Here is a 20673-nt window from a genome sequence, read left to right on the forward strand (position 1 = left end):
GTCGAATTATTCTTCAACGGTAGCGCTATTACTCTTAATAAAAAATCGATACAATAGTGCACCGGCAGCAAAGCCACCCAGATGCGACCACCAGGCTGAACTGGTGGCTGCGCCAGCAAACATTGCCGCTGTGCTAATTTCCTGTAACTGCAAGATAACCCAAAAGCCTAAAAAAGCTACCGCAGGTATTTCAAAGAAAAGCGGATAGAAAAAAATTGGCACTAAAATTAATACTTTGGCATACGGGAAGCGGAAAAAGTAAGCGCCCAACACCCCGGCAATGGCACCAGAAGCACCGACTACGGGTATCACCAGTTCCTGCGAAAAATACCATTGAGCATAGGTGGCTAGAAAACCGCACAATAAATAAAACACTATAAAACGACCATGCCCCATCAAATCTTCTATGTTGTCGGCAAAGATCCATAAGAACACCAAATTAAACAGGATATGCAACCACCCGCCATGTATAAATAAACTGGTAATAAATGATAGATAATAATCGTAAGGTAGCCCAAAATCGTAAGCCCACGCTCGATGTGTGTAGCGGATTGGCACCATGCCATATAAATACAGGATACGCTGTGCCATGTGGTCTGGCATTATCAGCATGGCCAAAAACACGACTACGCAGACCACCATGATAGCCCAGGTTACATAGGGTCTGGTTAAACAAGGGATGGAGTCTCTAATAGGTATCATTTAAGGTTCCCATATGTAATAAAATTCAAAAAAGTTCTGACAGCTTATGAGAACTCCTCGTGCCAAACCTTTTCCAAGCGATGCACAGAGACTGGGTAAGCCGTTTTCAGTTGCTGTGCAAACAAAGATACGCGCAATTCTTCTAACTGCCAACGAAAAGTATCGCGTTCCGGGTTTGGCAAACCCACTTTTATTTGTTTTTGCACCGCTTGCCAATAATGCTGCCAAAGTCTATTAAGCCCCGCCACATCCGGCGTATCCGGCTTTTGTTTTTCCAGACGGAAGGCTATGGCCTTTAGGTAACGTGGCATAGCCTGTAATTGCGCAAAGGGCGTATGACGAACAAAGCCTTTATACACCAAACACGCCAGCTGCCGATTAACATCGGCTTGCAATGCTGCCGTAATGCCGGGTTGCTGCAATCGCTGCTGTATCTGTTGGTAGTTTGCCATGATTTCTGTCATTTGCTTACCCACCTCTTGTGCCAACAGTAGCAAACTAGGTTTTTGTTTCTGTAATACCATCTCAAACTGTTGTTGGGTGCGGGTACTGGACTGTTCCACAAAATTACTGCTAAAAATCTGAAATAATAAATCTTGTTTAAAATCGCCACCCGCACGATTGCTTAACAATGGATGGGCAGTTAACTGTTGATAAACTAATTGTAGCGGTGCGCTGACGTTGCTATTCTTTATTATAAACTGGGCTTCTTTTCGGCACTGTAGCTGAAACAAGCGCGTTAAACCGACAAAATGCGTAGCGTCGGCTTTAGCTTGCGTATCCATTATTTTTACACCGACACTTTCTCCCTCATCAATGATGGCAGGATAGCCGATAAAACTTTGACCTTTCTGCATAAACTGCATTGTTTCTGGTAAGTCTGCAAAAGCCCAGGCAATACAAGCGGTATATTGCATTTCTTCTTCAGCCAGTTTGGCAAAACTATCATCTGCCTTGCTGGCATATTCGGCCTGTAATTTGGCCAGATTGCGACCGTAACCCAAAGCTTTGCCTTGCTCGTCTACCACCCGAAAATTCATTTTCAAATGCTCAGGCACACTCTCCGGTTGCCATTCATTCAAGGGTATGGACTCACCGCTAATTTTGCGCAAACGACCACTTAACCAATCAAACAAGGAACCTTTAAAATCCGGTTCTATTTCCAAACATTGTTTAGCGGTTTGCGGTACCGGTACAAAATGCTTGCGTGAATGCTTGGGTAAGGCTTTAATTAAAGCCACCACTTTTTCTTCCAGCATACCCGGTACTAACCAATCGAAAGGGGTGGTACGAATTTGATTAAGTTGATGTACTGGGATAATAGCAGTAACCCCATCCTCATCATGTCCCGGCTCAAAGCGATAATGCAGTTCGATCGTTAAGTCGCCCACTTTTTTGCTGTCAGGAAAATCCCAATCGCTGATTTGTCCCTCTTCGTGACGAGTTAAGTCTGCCTTGCTTAAAAATAAAAATTGCGGCTGGGTTTTTTCTATACTTTTACGCCATTGATCCAGAGTGATGCCATTAACCACTTCAGGTGGCAGCTTTTTATCATAAAAGGCATACAACCATTGTTCATCTTCCACCAAATCGACACGTCGACCTTTGTGTTGGATATAACCCACCTCTTCCAGCAGTTTTTCATTGGCCTTATAAAAAGGCGCATTGCTATGATAATCGTGGTTAACCAGCGCATGACTAATAAACATTTGTCGTGCCGCTTTGGCATCCACATTTTCATAAGGCACTTTACGTTTGGCCTGCAAGGTTAAGCCATATAATAAGGTACGTTCATAAACACCGCTGCGACCGGCATTTTTTTCCCAATGTGGATCGTAGTAGTTATGTTTAACTAAATGTTGAGCGCAAGCTTCAACCCATTCCGGCTCTATTTTGGCTACCATGCGCGCATAGACTTTACTGGTTTCAACCTGCTCTGCAGCCATTATCCATTTCGGTTTGGCTTTATGCTGTCCGGAACCGGGAAAAATGAAAAACTTTAAGCCCCTGGCACCCAGATATTCATATTGTTCATGCCGAAATCCAATATTGGATAATAAGCCCGGTAACAAAGCGCAATGGATTTGTAAGTAATTGGCTGGATTGTCATTAAATTTAAGTTTTAAATCACCACGCACCACTTGCATGATTTGCGCATGAATATCAAACCATTCGCGCATGCGGATATAAGATAAAAAATTATCCTGACAATATTTGCGCAATTTACTGTTAGACAGGTGTTTTTTCTGCTCTTCAAACTTGGTCCAGATATTTAACAAACTTAAAAAATCGGAATCTTCTGCTTTAAATTGCGCATGCTTGGCTTCTGCTTGCGGCATTTTATCGGCTGGTTTTTCGCGCGGATCCTGAATACTCAAAGCTGAAACAATAATGGCCACTTCCGTCAAACTGGATTGCTCGGCAGCGGCTAATAGCATCCTGGCCAGTTTTGGGTCAGTCGGAATTTTCGCCAACTGCCGACCGGTTGTCGTTAGCTGACCTTGTTTATCCAACGCATCCACTTCAAACAGCGAGTTCTTGCCGTCGCGAATCATTTTGTCATCTGGCGGCTCGACAAAAGGAAAGTCTTCAATATCGCCCAGCTTTAAAGCTGCCATCTGTAAAATAACCGCCGAGAGATTGGTACGCAAAATTTCCGGTTCGGTAAATTCGGGTCGGGCGAAATAATCCTCTTTGGAATACAGGCGTATGCAAATACCTTCGGCTACCCGCCCGCAGCGCCCGGCACGTTGATTGGCACTGGCCTGCGATATACGTTCTATAGGCAGACGTTGAATTTTACTACGATGACTGTAACGACTGATGCGGGCATGACCAGAATCGATCACGCAACGGATGCCTGGCACAGTGAGTGAGGTTTCTGCCACGTTGGTGGCTAACACAATTCGTGGTTTGTTGCCTTGCGGCTTAAACACCCGGTCTTGTTCGCTTACACTCAGTTTGGAATATAAAGGTAATATTTCATAGCGATTGCTATGATGATGCTTACGCAAAGCCTCTGTGGTTTCACGAATTTCGTGCTCACCACTTAAAAAAATCAGGATATCGCCTTGAATATCCCTATGTAATTCATCCACCGCATCTAAAATGGCCTGTTGCAAATCGGCGGCCGTTTCATCGTCTTCTTCAATCAACTCTATGGGACGATAGCGAATATCAACCGGAAAAGTGCGCCCTGAGACATTGACAATCGGCGCTTGATTAAAATGATTGGAAAAACGCTCTGGATCGATGGTGGCTGAAGTAATAATCAGTTTTAAATCTGGGCGTTTGGGTAACAGCCATTTCAGATAGCCCAACAAAAAGTCGATATTTAAACTGCGTTCGTGAGCCTCATCAATAATTAAAGTATCGTACTGATTAAGATAAGGATCATGCTGTGATTCTGCCAGCAAGATACCATCGGTCATTAATTTAACCAGAGATTGCTCATGGGTTTTATCATAAAACCGCACTTTATAGCCCACCGCCTGACCAATAGTTTGCCCCAGTTCTTCAGCAATACGATCTGCCACCGTGCGCGCAGCAATGCGCCTCGGTTGGGTATGACCAATCAAACCACTCACACCCCGACCGATTTCCAGACAGATCTTCGGTAATTGTGTGGTTTTACCGGAGCCAGTTTCGCCACAGATAATAGTTACCTGATGCTGTTGGATCAAAGCCGCTATCTCATCCTTTTTAGCGGTAACAGGCAAATCCGGGTAATTAATCTGCGGCACTGTGGCACGGCGTTGCTGACAACGCGCTTGCGATTGCTCGATTTTAGTTGCCAACGCATTTAGCAATGACTCGGGCTGTTTCACTTTCTTAAGTTCACCACGTAAACGCTGCACTTGGCGCTTAAGTCCATGCTTATCCACACTCATGCACTGCTCAATACGTAGTGATAATTGATTTAATTGTTCTGGGTAATCCATTAAACGGGCAGGTAAATAAAACAATTATACAGCTTGCTGGTTCTGGAATAATTTCCATTGCTGTAAATATGTTTGCGAGGTAGAAAATTTAGGTCAGTTTCGGCGAGTGGGATAAGGTTTTGCTAACCAAACAGACACCTTAACTTGCCTAAAACCGCTTTACACTCTAACCCAATCCTGATAAGCTATTGATATTAAGGATTTATAGTTAATTAAATCGTAACCATTTCCAGCTAAGCATTTATAATTTAAAATCAACAGGCTGTAGGATGATGGCATGGACTTCTCCCCACCCCTAACGGTGTCATAATGCACCTGGCAAATAAACAAGGGTAAGGAGAAATCCATGATCAAGAATAACGTAATTGGTTTAGATTTAGCAAAAAACATTTTTCATCTGGTGAGTTTTAATGCTGAACTGAAACAGATTAAAAAGAAAGTAAAGCGAGCGGATTTATTGTCGTACATAGCGAACTTGCCAGTCAGTATCATTGGTATGGAAGCCTGTGGAGGCTCGCATTATTGGGCGCGAGAAATCAAGAAACTGGGGCATGAAGTGGTATTGCTGAATGCCCGTTATGTGAAAGGGTTTGTGGTGGGCAATAAAAATGATTATAACGATGCAGAGGCTATTTGGACGGCAACACACCAACCGAAAAGACGAACAGTTTCGCTTAAGACGCTTGAGCAGCAAGATATTCAAATGCTGCATCGATTGCGTCAAAGTACAGTGGATGAACGGACGGCGGTGGCGAATCGAATTCGGGGTTTTTTAGGTGAGTGGGGAATTGTGCTGCCTATAGGCATCAATCAGCTCAGAACGCACCTCACTGAAATTATTGAAGATGCTGAGAATGGTTTAAGCGTGATCAGTCGAAATCTGTTTGCCAAACAGCTTGAAAAACTCAAGGAATTGGATAAAACGATCAAAGAGTATGATAAGCAGATTGATCAACTCTGTATTCAGAGCGAATTATGTCAACGATTTGTAGAGGTTCCAGGTATAGGAGCCATTACGGCTACTATGGCTGCATCGGATATAGGGGACGGTAAAGGCTATACCAAAAGCAAAAATTATGCAGCCAGTTTAGGCATTGTACCCAAACAGCACACGAGTGGTGACAAGGTGGTGTTGTTGGGTATCAGTAAACGAGGTAATGGCTATCTGCGAACTTTACTGATTCACGGCGCCCGATCAGTCTTGAAAAACTGCCAAGGTAAAACAGACTCGCTAAGTCGATGGTTGCAGGCGCTAATTGAACGACGTGGTTTTAACAAAGCGGCCGTCGCACTGGCCAATAAAAATGCCCGAATTTTGTGGGTAATGGCTACACAAAATAAGAGGTATGAGGTTAGGTCCGCCGATGTAGTCATGTCGTAGCGTGTAGGCCGGGTTATCCACGCCTTACCCAACACCTACACGTGATAGAAGGGTTCCGGTGTTGGGTAAGGCGTGGATAACCCTCAGTTGATATGATTAAAAGTGAATGGTGTAACACAGAGTAAAACAGATTGCGGAGGCAAGTAAATCCAATTGATGATAACAACAGGTCAGACCGGTGCTATTTATCCCGTTCAAGCACATAGATTTTAAAAATCGTTAGGATGTTTGTGGAAATAGCGCGCGAATACGTTCATCAAGGTTCAGTGGTTAAATTAATCAACCTCTAATTGAAACCGAATATATGGCGGCAATCTTGATTACTTTTGAAATCATTCATTTTGGTAAAATTTGTCTTGCAATAGGGGGGAAGTCCATATATGTGCTGAACGAAGTGATGCGCATCTGTCGCGATTGACGCGACGCCTAATGTCTACACCTATAAAACTTTCTTTTACGCTGAACAGTTACTCTATATTAAGGATACTCTAAATACTCTCGGGTAGACAGTTTACTGGCCTCCCCTGCCCTTTACCCCCGCATTAAACTCTGACTTTTTTATTCTCCGGATATTATTTTGATTTCTACAGCCAACATCACCATGCAATTTGGGGCTAAACCCCTGTTTGAAAACATTTCTGTCAAATTTGGCGACGGTAACCGCTACGGCCTGATTGGTGCCAATGGTTGCGGTAAATCCACGCTGATGAAAATACTCAGCGGCGATCTGGAACCCTCTGCAGGAAATGTCAGTATTGGCCCCAATGAACGCATTGGTAATTTGCGTCAGGATCAGTTTGCTTTCGAAGAATTCACCGTGATTGACACGGTGATTATGGGACACAAGGAATTATGGGCGGTTAAGCAGGAACGCGACAGAATTTATGCCTTGCCGGACATGTCGGAAGAAGAAGGCATGAAAGTGGCAGAACTGGAAGTTGAATTTGCCGAAATGGATGGCTATACCGCCGAATCCAGAGCGGGTGAATTACTGTTAGGTCTGGAGATTCCGGTGGAGCAACATTTTGGCCTGATGAGTGCAGTTGCCCCCGGTTGGAAACTGAGGGTGTTACTGGCACAGGCCTTGTTTGCCAATCCAGATATCATGTTACTGGATGAGCCTACCAACAATCTGGATATTAACACCATACGTTGGCTGGAAGACTTACTCAATGATCGCGAATGCACCATGATTATTATTTCGCATGATCGGCATTTTCTCAATAGTGTCTGTACGCATATGGCCGATTTGGATTATGGTGAATTGCGTGTTTATCCTGGCAATTATGATGATTACATGACAGCAGTTACCGAAGTTCGTGAACGCTTGCTATCGGGCAATGCCAAGAAAAAGGCACAAATTGCCGAATTACAAACCTTTGTCAGCCGTTTTTCTGCTAATGCTTCTAAGGCTAAACAAGCCACTTCTCGCGCCAAACAGCTGGAAAAAATCAAACTGGATGAAGTTAAACCTTCCAGCCGGGTTAACCCGTTTATTCGCTTCGACCAAAGCAAAAAACTGCATCGTCTAGCGTTGGAAGTGCAAGATCTGGGTAAAGGTTATGGCGAGAAACCACTGTTTGAAAACTTAAACTTGATGATACCCGTCGGTGAAAGAGTAGCGGTCATTGGTCCAAATGGTATTGGTAAATCCACCCTGCTAAAAACTCTGGTTGGTGATCTGACAGCGGATACTGGCTTGGTTAAATGGTCAGAAAACTCTGAAATTGGTTATTATGCACAAGATCATGCCGAAGATTTTGCCGAAGATTTGAGCTTAATTGACTGGATGGGACAATGGCGTAAAGAATCTGACGATGATCAAGCCATACGCGGCACTTTAGGCCGACTGTTGTTCTCGCAGGATGACATAGGTAAATCAGTTAAAGTGCTGTCCGGTGGTGAACAGGGTCGCATGATTTTTGGTAAATTAATTTTACAAAAAAACAATATCATGGTGTTGGATGAACCGACCAATCACTTGGATATGGAGTCTATAGAGTCCTTAAATACGGCATTGGAAAACTATCCTGGCACACTGATATTTGTCAGTCATGACCGTGAGTTTGTTTCCTCGCTAGCCACGCGCATTATTGAACTAACGCCCAAAGGTATAGTGGACTTTAACGGTAATTATGAAGACTATTTGAACAGTCTGGCTTAAAAAGCTGCAATTTTATCTAACATTTAGACACTAGGGGCAAAAGGTTTGTCCCTAGTGTTTCCCCTCAAACTTGATTTTCTATGTATTTAGCGATAACCACCTGAATTTCTGACGCGGGTAACGGCTTGCTCATAAAAAAACCCTGCACTTCCAAACAGTGCTTATTTTTCAGGAATGCCAGCTCACTAGCATTCTCTACACCTTCTGCAATCACATTCATACTCATTCCTTCAGCCATAGCAATGATAGCAACCACCACTGCGGCGTTTTTGCTATCGTATTCAATATTACGTATAAAACTTTGGTCAATCTTCAAACGGTTTATTGGAAAATGTTTCAGGCGACTCAAACTGGAATAACCTGTTCCAAAATCATCAATCGCCAGTTGTACACCTATTTTACTTAGGGTATTCAAAGTATCAAGGACAATAGCCTCGTCATTTATCAAAACAGATTCAGTTAATTCCAATTCCAGCATTTGAGGCAGGACACCGGTTTCATTGAGTATACTCGCCACTAGCTCGGTAAATCCTTTATGCAGAAATTGCATTGCAGAAACATTAACGGCTACTCGACAAATCGGTACACCTTGCTCTTGCCAGCGTTTAAACTGGTAGCAGGCCGTGCGCAACACCCATTCGCCAATACTGATGATCAGACCCGAATCCTCTGCAAGCGGGATAAATACAGCTGGTGAAATGCGCCCAAACTCCTGATTATCCCAGCGTAACAACGCCTCTACTCCACAACAACAATCAGCCGATAAATCATATTGCGGCTGATAATGCAGTTCAAGCTCACCACGTTCGATGGCTTTACGCAGCTGATTTTCCATATTAAGTCGTTGTAATGCTGTTTCGGACATCTCTGCAGTAAAGTAGCGATATTCGTTACCACCCTCACGTTTAGCATAGTACATTGCCAAATCAGCGTTTTTTAATAGTTCTTCAGAGTTTTTGCCGTCATGCGGGTATATTGCAATACCAATACTGGTGGTAGAATACAGTTCATGCTCACCAAAAATTAATGGTTTGGAAAGATTGCTAAGTATACGTTCAGCAACTATCGCAGCATCCGCATTACTCTGGACTCCCGCTAACAGTACGGTAAATTCATCACCACCCAACCTAGCAATTGCATCGCCTTCACGTGTAGTACCGCTCCGTATCAAGGCATCACAAGCTCTGATACTATTGCGTAGTTCGTCACTGGTTTTTTGTAGAACCAAATCGCCAAGCTGGTGGCCCAGAGTGTCATTAATACGTTTAAAGCCATCCAAATCAAGAAACAACACCGCTAATTTCAGACTTTTGCGTTCTGCCAAGGCTACCATACACTTTAAATGCTCCTTGAAAAACTCGCGATTTGGCAACTGGGTAAGACTATCGAAATAGGCCATACGATGTAAACGTCGCTCGCTTTCGACAAGGTTATTAGTGGTTTTTGCCGCTCTTAACATATAACGTACCCGATGACCTAACAGCGACAAATTAATTGGTTTGGTAATAAAATCTGTCGCTCCTGCATCATAAGCACGATTAATTGATTCTATATCATCCAAACCGGTCATCATCAGTACCGGAATATTTAACGTATCCGGGAGTTGCCTAAACGCTATGCAAGTTGCAAAGCCATCCATACCATCTGGCATCATGACATCCAGCAAAATTGCATGCGCCCCCTTTTCAACAAATAGTTGCAAGCCTTCTTCTCCACTGCCTGCTTCGCTAGCATTTAATCCGACCGCTTTTAGCGCAGCGACTACCATCAAACGAATCATGGAATCATCATCAATTACGATAATGTGGGGTTGGTCATTCATATATCTGCTTTCCTGAGATGTATTCATTTATCCAGATAACGCGTCAAGATTGCCTGCGTCTGGAAAAACGATTGCTTTATTTGCATTAGTGCCTCCCCGGAAATATCGTAGCAATGATTACGCGCCTCGTTCTCAACTTCGCGGCATAAATTAGCCAGCTGTTCTGCACCCAGTTGATGACTACTGGATTTAAGTGTATGGCATGCCTGACGAATACCATCAATGTCCCCCTGTTCCCAAGCCTGTTCCAACTTTGTCAGAATCGTATCGGTATTAGCTAGATAAAGTTTGATTAGGCTACACAGTAATTCATCACCGTGTTTAGGATCAAGTTTACAAATAGTATCTAGCACGGCTTCGTTAATCACTAAATCACCCTTTAACTTGGTCAAGTCATTGGCCTCATGTTTAGGTAATTGCTCAGCTGCATTTAGCCAAAAATTAATTTTATTCACCAATGCTTCGATTTTAAACGGCTTGGACAAATAATCGTCCATACCAATTTCCAGGCACTCTTGTTGATCACCTTCAATCACATTTGCTGTCAGTGCAATAATAGGAAATGGGGATAACTTACCGGCTTTTTGCTGCCGTCTTATTTCAACTGTGGCTACAAAGCCATCCATTACAGGCATCATGCAATCCATCAACACCAGATCATAGTGATTGTGCTCAATCGCTTGTAATGCTTCCAGACCATTATGCGCAATGTCTACCGAATATCCGAAACGTTGCAAGATTTCTGTAGTCAGTTCAAGATTAACTAAATTATCTTCTGCCAACAACAACCTCCCAGAAAAAGTATTTTTTTCTACAGGCGATAAATCAATATTTTGGTCTGTCAGACTATAGTTTTTAGCGGCCAGGACACTTGACAGCGCTTTATAGAGTTCTGCTTTATACAGGGGTTTGGTCAGATAGGCTGCAAACCCGGCTTTTTTTGCTTCCTCAGCTAAATCTTTCATCATCAGAGAGGTCAGCATTACCAAAGGTATATGCGCGAGTTCAGCATTGGCTTTGATGTGCCTAGCCAATTCCAGGCCGTTCATATCAGACATCTTCATATCAATGACTATCAAGTCATATCCCGAAGTACCGTCATCTAAAACTAATTTGAGCAACTCCATGGCAGATAATGCACTTGCTACAGCCTCAACTTTCATCCCCCAAGACAAAGCATGCTGGTAAAGAATGTCTCGATTAATAGTATTATCCTCAACAATCAGTAAACTCAGCCCCTGAAGCCGTCCTGATCTCTCTATATGGCTGGGCAGTGTGGATTTTGACACCGATATAGGCACAATGCAGGTAAACATACTCCCAAAACCAATCTGGCTAGTAACACCTATTTCTCCACCCATTAATTCTACTAACTGCTTACAAATTGCTAATCCGAGACCCGTACCCCCATAATTACGGGTTGTGGAACTATCCGCTTGAGAAAATGACTGGAATAAACGCGGCAACACCTCTTGATGAATGCCAATGCCGGTATCCTGTACTGCAAAGCACACCTTCAAGCGATCAGCATCAATACTTTCGGTTACCATATCAGTATTGTCGGCAAGCCTGACATCAATCAAAATTTCGCCATGCTCGGTAAATTTAATAGCATTACTCACCAGATTACTTAAAATTTGTCGCAATCGGGTAGGATCACCGTTAACGTAGTTAGGTACTTCAGTGGCTATTCGATAATTAAGTTCCAGACCTTTGTTAAGTGCTGACTCGGCAAACAACTCAACGATATTCTCAATAATTTGATACAAACTAAATTCTAGACTTTCCAGCTCAAAATGTCCGGCTTCAATCTTAGAAAAATCCAAAATATCATTAATAATGGCGAGTAGTGACTCACCCGATTTTTGCAGCATTTCTGTAAAACGCCGCTGGGTAGTTGTCAATTGCGTATCTAACAACAATTCGGCCATCCCTAAAACTCCGTTCATGGGCGTACGAATTTCATGGCTCATGGTGGCTAAAAACTGAGATTTGGCAATACTAGCCGCTTGCGCTTCACCAACAGCCAGACGCAAATCCCGCGTCCTAAGCTCTACTTCTTCTTCAAGCTTATCTCGATGCTTTGCCAGTTCAAAATCGCGTTGCTGTACCTGTTCTATCATCTGATTGAAACTTTTAACCAGTAAACCGACTTCGTCCTTACCTTCTCCTGATGCACGCAGATTGTATTTTTTCTGTTGCGACATTTCCTCAGCTATTTCAGCCAGCCTGATCAGGGGCAAGGAAATTTGCTTAGCCAGACGCCGCCCCAGAAATAAACTAAACAGCAATGCCACCAGCATTACTAAAGAGATTTGACCAATCTTATTCATCAATCCAAACCACATTGGCTTTAGATCAATCAATAAATATAAAAAACCCACTGTTTCTTCATCTTTTTTAATCGCTTGGATAACCACATGTGTCAACGTTAGCAAACTATCATTTTGCACTTGCTGCTCAGCGGCAACTAAATCAACAGGCAACTGTATTAAACGCTCTCCGGCGAAGTATGAGGCATAGGGCACGCCTTGACTGGTATAAATCTGCGCGGCGATAATATTGGTTTTACTGTGCAAGGCCGCTAAAATTGTGTTTGCAGAAAGACTATCATCGAATAACAGGGCAGCTGAAGCATTAAAGCTGATCATATTACCGGTCGAAGTCAAGTCATCCAACATTGCCTGACGCTCTTGCCAAAATTGAGTGGCGATACTGACCACTAATACAAATATTAGCGCCAATCCTACCGTGACAAACTGCAAGCGAAGCAGTTTAGTAGTAATGGGCAAATTAGCAAAATGTTCAAATTTCATAAATTGTCAGTAAACAGTATAAGCATCATTTTTCAGTATTGACTCTTTTAGCCAATTTAAGTAGTTGGGCACTGATATGCAAACCCTCTGCATTGGCAGCGCCCAAATTGATCTCAAAACCGATATGATTATCGTTTTGCACAAAACCTAAAATCCCACCCTGATCAATAAAATTGGCTTGTTCACTAACCGTAACGATAGGCAATTCTTTTAACTCTTGAATAATAATTGCTGCATTAGCTGTGGATGAGATAAATACCATATGACAATCTTTCAAATCTTTACCACCAAGTCCGCGTCGAATCACCAAGAACTTACCTGATAAGGTTTTGTTTTCCAGTACTGACAGACTATTTCCTAATTGATCCCCTTCCGTAGTACACAACGTAAACACATCTTGATGATTACCAGATGCGGGCCAATCTATATATTTAAAAAAATTGAACATGAATGCGGTCTGAACTGATGCAGCATTGACGCCATCTGCAACGGCCAGCCCATAACCTGATATGACCAAGCCCCCAAACAATAGAATTCTGAACAATCCAATGCCCGATTTTAAATAAATACTACACATGGCCATCCCTAACCACATAAATATCATGCAATAACAATTGCATCTCTAGAAATAGAAAATCGAGTGTGAGGGAGAAAGAAATATTCACGCGCTCAAACTAGAAAGTAAATTGTAATTTGACACGAAACTCGCGACCGTTCATTAGCAAAATATTTTGAGTAATGTCGCTTGATCCGGTACCGCCTAACATTTGATAATGGGTATCAAGGAGATTATAGAGATTAACTGATGCAAACAATCCACGGGCAAGGCGATCAGAACTAAGGCTTAAGTTAATCAGATTATAGGCATCTGCTAAACCGCCTTGTAATGCCTTGCGGTCACCGATATAGACATTTTCCACACCCAATGTCGCAAAGTTATTAAACAGTGGTTCGGCATAATGCAATTTGAACATATTCTGCGGTGAACCATAGCCCCACACATTGGCATGATTAGCATCTGTCAGCAAATTATAAGTATAAGAAAACTTAAGCATGCGGCCTTCATTCCATCGCTGCTCAGCTTCCAGTTCTGCACCACGGGTATGATAATGGCCGTCATTAGTTACAATATCACCATTGCTGGTATTGGCGGTTTGCAAAATCTGGTAGATATCGTTGTAAAACAAATTGCCCATTAATTTCAGACCTGAGCTTAATCGCCATTCAACTATACCTTCATAGGTTTTAATATTTTCTTCCAGATTGGTGGGATTTGCCACTAAACCTATATTGTAGGTATTTTCCCAAATATTAGGCGCACGAAAAGTGGTGCTGTATAACAGTTTGTAGGTTGTATTTTCTCTGGGATTCCAGATTAAACCCAATCTTGGGTTAATTTGTAGATTTTTCATCAAATGACTATAATCGAACCGCCCTCCAGCACTAAACACTAAATTATCCAAAAGCTGAATGTCATCCTGTGTGTAAAGTTGCACACGGCTGCCGTTGTTACGCGTGTCATAATAATTTTGATGCGGCAAAATATCATAATTGTAAATATGCTGGCGCTGATCGTATTGATATTCCAATCCCATCAGCAGCCGTTGCCTATTAAAAACCGTGCTTGTTAATTGTGCATTTCCGGTCCACCAGCGACCACTGGCACCTTCCATATTAAGTACAGTAGGCGTGCTATAGGGTGATACAGCCGAATAATCATAACCTTGATAGGAGCCTTTCAGCATAATAGATGTTTTGCTGGACAAGTCTTTTTGATACTTAACATTACCAAAAAACTGCTGATCGTTAGAACGATTGTTCGGATCGTTAAAGTTAACACCAAAAGAACCCGTTGGTATTTGCTTCAAGCGCCCGACATAACCACCCATTACGGTAAATTCCTGAAAAGTTGCCCGGCCAAATAAGCGATCTGCATATTCTGCATCCGAGTATTTAGCCACACCCTTATTGGCGCTGAGCGGATTGGCTGGATTGTTAAATTCTGGATAAGACAGACTAGGCACCCCGGCACTATCATAATGGGAGGCCGAAACCAGCACATCCGTGCCATTTTCCAGTTTTTTTCCGTAGCTAATGCGACCTTTATAGGTATCGTAGCTACCGCCTTCGGCGGCTAGTTGTGTGCCATTAATGGCATGTCCGGTTTTGGTAATGATATTGATTAAACCGGAAAATGCATTGGCACCGTAGATGGAAGCACCTGCGCCGGGAATGAATTCGATGCGTTCAACCATATCCATGTCCAGCATAAACTCCTGAGCCATATAGCCGCCATCGTAGATATTCTCATTCATACGCTGACCGTCTATCATGAACAGCACTCTGGAATTGTAATCAAACGACTGGCTAAAGCCCTGCACACCCACATAGCTGTAGTTGCGATCATTGCTGGTAAACAGGCCGCGCATGGCATTTAAGGCTTCGCTAAGAGTACGCCAGCCAAAAGTTCGAATATCGCCAGCGGTCCACACTGACATGGAGGTGGGAGCCTGATTGAGTTTTTGCCCTAAACGATTGGCACTGATTACATCTACTTTAAGGAGTTCTTCCAGACTAAGGTTGGTTAAATCTTCCTGGTCGGCAGCATTGGCCCAGGACAAATAACAATACCCCAAAAGCAGGATAGCTTTGCTTAGACTGCGCATGATTCAGATTGGCCAAGGTATTTGAAAAAACCATTCAATCTGATTATATTTTGGTGGGCTTTGCAATTGGAATACATTAAAATCAAATGCTTATAGGTATTTAAAATCCATATCAGCACACTGTAATGGATAGACAATACGTTAAAAAACTAAAAAACATCAGCCCCGAAAACACATTACTCAACAGGCGCTATTCAGTATTATTGTCCAATGGTTTATTAACAAGAAATTGTTGATCATTATAACTGACTAAACCGAATACGTCAGCCTAGGCTTACAAATCATACCTGGACAGATATAAATATTCATGGCTGCATTTCCTTACTTTCTAGCGTATACCTTATGAAATAGTTATCAAATGGAAATCTTACCAAGCAGATCAAGAAGCTAAACTTCTAATAATTCCATAAAGTTTCATGGTGCAAAAACAGTTACTATTGCCGATTGTTTCGCCTGGATATTGCCTGAATTGAATAAAACTTGGTGTATTTGCGAACTATTTCCATAAATATTAATGCTAATCAAAACAAATATTTAATAGCTATGTTAAACCACTCTTTAAGTTACATAGGCAACTTTAGCAATCATTTTAGTACTGTTTACATTAAGGGTATCTGAAAAATGGACAACAGTTTTCACGCTGATTTTTATGGTTTTGTGATTGATAGCGAACAAGGACTGGCATTCGCTGGCAAACCTGTAAACCTACATCCGAAAGAATTTAATTTGTTACTCACTCTGGTCAAACAAGCGGGTAAGCGCGTATCCCGAGAAGAACTGATTGCTAAGGTCTGGAATAACGCAAATACCTCTGATGAAAGTATTGCCCGTTCCATGTCCGTTTTAAAATCCGCTTTACGAAAAGCCAGTCCCGGTGCTGAATGCTTAATAAAAACCGAATATGGCATAGGTTATCGATTTATTGGTCAAATCGGCAAACCAGCCAGCTTTGTGAATGAAGAAAACTTTTTCTTACTCATTAATACGGCCAGTTATCTGGTTACTTTAAAAGACGGCGAAAATCGTTGGCAAATTGCCAACAATGCCACGCTGGAATTATATGGTCTGATTGGTAAACCCTGGCAAGGTAAAACAACTAACGAACTAGTCAAATTATGCAAGGAACAAGACTTAACTAATTTTGAATTTTGCCCTGAAAGTGACGAACATGCCTGGCAATCAGGTAAAACCGTTGATTTTGTCATGAGCATACTTTCAAAAACGGATGATCAACAACGAACAAGGTTTTTTGAAATCAGTAAAACCCCTAAATTTGAGGCAAACGGCACACGTAAAGCGTTGATCATTCTTGGTCAGGAAATTACTGATCGTATGGAAAACGAGCGTCAAACCAAGCTCATGGATCGTGTTCTGTCGAACAGTAGCGAAGCAGTTTTGATCAGCGACGCCCAGAACAATATTATCTATGTTAATGAAGCATTTACAACAATTACGGGCTACACTCTTGCAGAAGTGTCAGGGAAAAATCCTCGCCTACTTTCCTCTCGTCGCCACGACCAGGTTTTTTTTAAAGAAATGTGGCATAAAATTCTAAACGAAGGATCTTGGCATGGTGAAATCTGGGATCAGCGTAAAAATGGTGATATTTATCCAAAATGGCTAAATATCAGCACTGTATTCGATAGTGAACACAATCTATGTAACTATGTCGCTATTTTTAGTGATATCTCCAAAACTAAAGCCGATGAGGCTTTACTCACATTTTTGGCTTTTCATGATCCACTGACCAAATTACCCAATCGTTTATTGCTACGTGACCGTTTCTACCAATCGGTTGGCATAAATGAACGACACGCCAATGGTTTGACTGCCATATTATTTATGGATCTGGATCAGTTTAAAAATGTCAATGATTCGCTTGGTCATGAAATGGGAGACAAACTTCTCATTTCCGTAGCAAAGCGCTTGCAAGCCAATGTCCGTGAAATTGATACGGTCAGTCGTTTGGGCGGCGATGAATTTGTAATTATCCTAACCGACATGCCAAATACTCACGCAGTATCATGTGTGGCACAAAAATTACTTGAGCAAATTAGTACCGTATTTGAAATCGACAACTTTCCCCTAACTTTCACCACCAGTATCGGTATTGCCATTTATCCAGACGATGGCGACAATTTTGACACCTTGCTAAAACTAGCTGATACCGCCATGTATCATGCCAAAGATTGTGGGCGCAACACTTATCGTTTTTACACCGACAAAATGAATATCGATGCACTAGAGCGGCTACGCATGCACAATGGCTTAGCAGAGGCAATAGTCAAACACGAATTCGTTCTACATTATCAACCGCAATTTGATTTAGTTGATGGTTCTTTGACGGGGCTGGAGGCGTTGATACGTTGGAATCACCCCGAATATGGACTCATTTATCCAAATAAATTCATCCCAATTGCTGAAGAAACCGGGCAAATTGTACCCATAGGGGAATGGGTAATGCGAGAAGTCTGTTGTCAGGCTCGAGCCTGGAAATTACAAGGTCTTCAACCCATCAGAATTGCAGTGAACTTATCATCATTACAATTTAAACGTGGCGATGTGATTAAGATGATTACCGATCAAACTACCGAACATGAAATCGACTCAGAGTATATTGAGCTGGAACTAACTGAAACCATTATGTTACAGGATGTAGAATATATTTTGGACGTGGTAAAAAAAATTAAAACATTACGATTCACCTTGTCAATTGATGATTTTGGTACCGGTTATTCCAGTCTGGCTTTTTTAAAACGCTTTCAGGTGGATAAACTGAAAATTGATCAATCTTTTATCCGCAATCTGGAAATTGATCGTCACGACCTAGCTATTGTGCGTTCAATCATTCAACTGGCAAAAGGCTTTGATATGCAAACTATTGCTGAAGGCGTGGAAACTCAGATGCAGTTGGATATCTTACGTAACGAAGGTTGTAATCAGGCCCAAGGTTATTTTTTTAGTCATCCGCTGACAGCTGAGCAAGTGATGAAATATCTTAAATGAAGTCTTGTTAAATTTAACCCTTCTGAGTTAGGGATTAGATATTGATACCTGCTGAAAATTACAGTGAGTCTATTACTGGACAATGCTGAAGAAGCGATTACACTTATGCTGATGCTCAAACAAATGGGCTTTGGATTTACGTAGATAGCTTTACTTTTTACTTTGCTATTGGCATGGCTTGCCATTAGATCCATTGAAAATGGATTAATTTTTTGTGCAGGGTAACAAGGTAATATCCTAATTATTGCTACCACTACCGCACTGTCCCAATATTTGGGTTTTGTGTAATGCCAAAAACGAGACTACTTCAATGCCAATGGATGCTTAATAAGTACAAAGGCTATTAATTAAGTCGCCCGTTACCAACCGACGCATATTTGAGTTTTTGCAAACAACCTCATCATTAAGGATTAAAGATCAATATGTTTAAAAATACCTCAATAAAAGCATTTCTAACGCTAGTTTCAGTAGCATTGGCCATCGCCAGCCTAGCTTACGTGATTCTACTTTGGAAAGCTTTCACCAACATTGATGTGGCATTGCTGTCATCAACCAAACAAGAACTGGTTTTTGAATCACTTAAAGATACCCGTTTTCATACCGTTCAAATACAACAGTTTTTAACCGATGTGGGTGCCACTCACGATAGCGAAGGCTTAGAGGAAGCGAAAAAAAATCTTGAGCAGGTTCTGTCAAAACTGGATGCCATTGCTAAACTGAGACCCGACTTAGAATCTCGAACTACTGGCTTAAAAAATCAAATAAAAAACATGCATGACACTGGGGTTAAAATGGCATGGGCATACATTAATGAGGGTACCGAAGCCGGAAATGCGGCAATGAAAGAACCCAATACCGGACTTGATGTTACAGCCAAACGCATGACACAGGAGCTAGAAAGTTTAAATGAACAAGTTTATAACGAACAATTGGCTGCAAAACAGAATCTGGATAAAGAAACTGATAAAGATAGCCTGCTTTGTATAGGTGTCGCCAGTTTTCTGGCTTTGTTTGTCATTACGGCTTTAATATTAATTTACTTTAAAATTGAACCCCCTTTAACCGAACTAAAAAAATCGCTGACTAGCATGAAACAGGGTGGAGCGGACTTAACCCGACGAATCCCCCATGAGAGCAATGATGAAATTGGCGAAATTATTAGCTTGTTCAATGACTTATTGACTTTACTGCATTCTTTAATGCGCCAGGTATCCATGGAAACGGAAGAACTATCCTTAAGTTCCGAGCGTTTAAATGAAATGTCGCATCGTGGTAAACAAGGTATGCAAAAACAACAGGCGGGGACCGATCAGGTAGCCACCACAGTTACTGAGTTATCAGCCACTGTTGCCGAAGTAGCCAAAAACACCTTAAACGCTGCTCATACAGCTAGCGAAAGCAGTGAAGCCGCCAATCAGGGCAAGGCCGTCGTGAACGACACTGTAAAAGCCATCTATCTGCTTTCTGCTGGAATTGATAAAGCCAGCCTGGTAATAAGTAATGTTGAGACTGATTGTAAGAATGTCAGTTCTGTACTTGATGTTATCCAAAGCATTGCAGATCAAACCAATCTGCTGGCACTGAATGCAGCTATTGAGGCTGCTCGTGCTGGTGAGCAAGGCCGAGGTTTTGCAGTCGTGGCTGATGAAGTACGGACTCTTGCCAGCCGTACCCAGGAATCGACACTGGTCATCCAGCAATTGATAGAGCGTCTACAAGATGGAGCAAGAGGGGCAGTAAATGCCATGACTGAAAGCCAGGCTCAAGCAAAGGGAACCGTCACAGTCATTGAAAGTACCGGAACTGTACTTGATCATATTTCATCTATGGTTAATCAAATAGCGCAGATGAATAATTTTATTTCTAACGCCGTTGCAGAACAAAAACTGGTGGTTGAACATATCAATCAAAATGTAGTTGATATTAATAATGTGACCACCACCAATGCCACAGATGCAGTACAAGTGGAAAATGAAGCACACAACCTACTGAGAATTGCACATAATTTACAATCTTCAATTGCACAATTCAGGACTTAACAGCGTATTTAAAACCACACTGCATCCAAATTCAGCGTTGATTTTTGATTAAAATGCGTTTAAAGGATGCGATTAAAACCGATAACGCCATTAATCAGTAAAGGGCTAATGGCGAGTTGATTAACCTGATTAGCCC

General features: G+C 42.0%; 10 protein-coding genes. 4 read left to right on the plus strand and 6 right to left on the minus strand.

Translation table 11 applies throughout. The annotated features are described in order from the left end of the window. Nucleotides 1-6: 6 nt before the first annotated feature. Together ABH008_RS16105 and hrpA are read right to left on the minus strand one after the other, a co-directional pair. Complete coding sequence (locus ABH008_RS16105; protein WP_347986635.1) at nt 7-702, minus strand: rhomboid family intramembrane serine protease; 696 nt, start codon at nt 700-702, stop codon at nt 7-9. Between the two features lie 44 nt (nt 703-746). Continuing rightward, a complete protein-coding gene (gene hrpA, locus ABH008_RS16110) occupies nt 747-4643 on the minus strand; it encodes an ATP-dependent RNA helicase HrpA (RefSeq protein ID WP_347989988.1) in 3897 nt (1298 codons plus the stop codon). 346 nt (nt 4644-4989) lie between these two features. On the opposite strand from hrpA, the gene ABH008_RS16115 reads away from it, so the two are divergent. Then, entirely contained in the window at nt 4990-6024 is a 1035-nt protein-coding gene (locus ABH008_RS16115; RefSeq protein WP_347985910.1) for an IS110 family transposase, read from the plus strand. Between the two features lie 577 nt (nt 6025-6601). Further along, a complete protein-coding gene (locus ABH008_RS16120; protein WP_347986636.1) occupies nt 6602-8188 on the plus strand; it encodes an ABC-F family ATPase in 1587 nt (528 codons plus the stop codon). A gap of 64 nt (nt 8189-8252) precedes the next feature. On the opposite strand, the gene ABH008_RS16125 is transcribed toward ABH008_RS16120, so the two are convergent. From ABH008_RS16125 to ABH008_RS16140, 4 genes are all read right to left on the minus strand, one after another. After that, nucleotides 8253-10010: an EAL domain-containing protein gene (locus tag ABH008_RS16125; RefSeq protein WP_347986637.1), complete on the minus strand. Its 1758-nt coding sequence runs from the start codon at nt 10008-10010 to the stop codon at nt 8253-8255. A 23-nt stretch (nt 10011-10033) separates the two neighbouring features. Further along, nucleotides 10034-12826 carry a response regulator gene (locus ABH008_RS16130; protein ID WP_347986638.1) on the minus strand — a complete coding sequence of 931 codons (2793 nt, stop codon included), beginning with the start codon at nt 12824-12826 and terminating at the stop codon, nt 10034-10036. 25 nt (nt 12827-12851) lie between these two features. After that, a complete protein-coding gene (locus ABH008_RS16135; RefSeq protein ID WP_347986639.1) occupies nt 12852-13403 on the minus strand; it encodes a YfiR family protein in 552 nt (183 codons plus the stop codon). Between the two features lie 97 nt (nt 13404-13500). Further along, nucleotides 13501-15492, minus strand: a complete 1992-nt coding sequence (locus tag ABH008_RS16140; RefSeq protein ID WP_347986640.1) for a TonB-dependent receptor — start codon at nt 15490-15492, stop codon at nt 13501-13503. A 621-nt stretch (nt 15493-16113) separates the two neighbouring features. Between ABH008_RS16140 and ABH008_RS16145 the strand changes: the two genes are divergently transcribed. Further along, nucleotides 16114-18498, plus strand: a complete 2385-nt coding sequence (locus tag ABH008_RS16145; protein WP_347986641.1) for an EAL domain-containing protein — start codon at nt 16114-16116, stop codon at nt 18496-18498. 422 nt (nt 18499-18920) lie between these two features. Beyond that, nucleotides 18921-20537, plus strand: coding sequence for a methyl-accepting chemotaxis protein (locus tag ABH008_RS16150; protein ID WP_347986642.1), 1617 nt, complete (start codon nt 18921-18923; stop codon nt 20535-20537). Nucleotides 20538-20673 lie beyond the last annotated feature (136 nt).

The sequence above is a fragment of the Methylomonas sp. AM2-LC genome, from assembly GCF_039904985.1.
GTDB lineage: Bacteria > Pseudomonadota > Gammaproteobacteria > Methylococcales > Methylomonadaceae > Methylomonas.

Excerpts from the sequence above, each read along its gene's own strand:
- ABH008_RS16115 (WP_347985910.1), top strand. The coding sequence starts at position 4,990 with ATGATCAAGAATAACGTAATTGGTTTAGATTTAGCAAAAAACATTTTT.
- ABH008_RS16140 (WP_347986640.1), bottom strand. The coding sequence starts at position 15,492 with ATGCGCAGTCTAAGCAAAGCTATCCTGCTTTTGGGGTATTGTTATTTG.
- ABH008_RS16130 (WP_347986638.1), bottom strand. The coding sequence starts at position 12,826 with ATGAAATTTGAACATTTTGCTAATTTGCCCATTACTACTAAACTGCTT.
- ABH008_RS16125 (WP_347986637.1), bottom strand. The coding sequence starts at position 10,010 with ATGAATGACCAACCCCACATTATCGTAATTGATGATGATTCCATGATT.
- ABH008_RS16150 (WP_347986642.1), top strand. The coding sequence starts at position 18,921 with ATGTTTAAAAATACCTCAATAAAAGCATTTCTAACGCTAGTTTCAGTA.
- ABH008_RS16135 (WP_347986639.1), bottom strand. The coding sequence starts at position 13,403 with ATGTGTAGTATTTATTTAAAATCGGGCATTGGATTGTTCAGAATTCTA.
- ABH008_RS16105 (WP_347986635.1), bottom strand. The coding sequence starts at position 702 with ATGATACCTATTAGAGACTCCATCCCTTGTTTAACCAGACCCTATGTA.
- ABH008_RS16145 (WP_347986641.1), top strand. The coding sequence starts at position 16,114 with ATGGACAACAGTTTTCACGCTGATTTTTATGGTTTTGTGATTGATAGC.
- hrpA (WP_347989988.1), bottom strand. The coding sequence starts at position 4,643 with ATGGATTACCCAGAACAATTAAATCAATTATCACTACGTATTGAGCAG.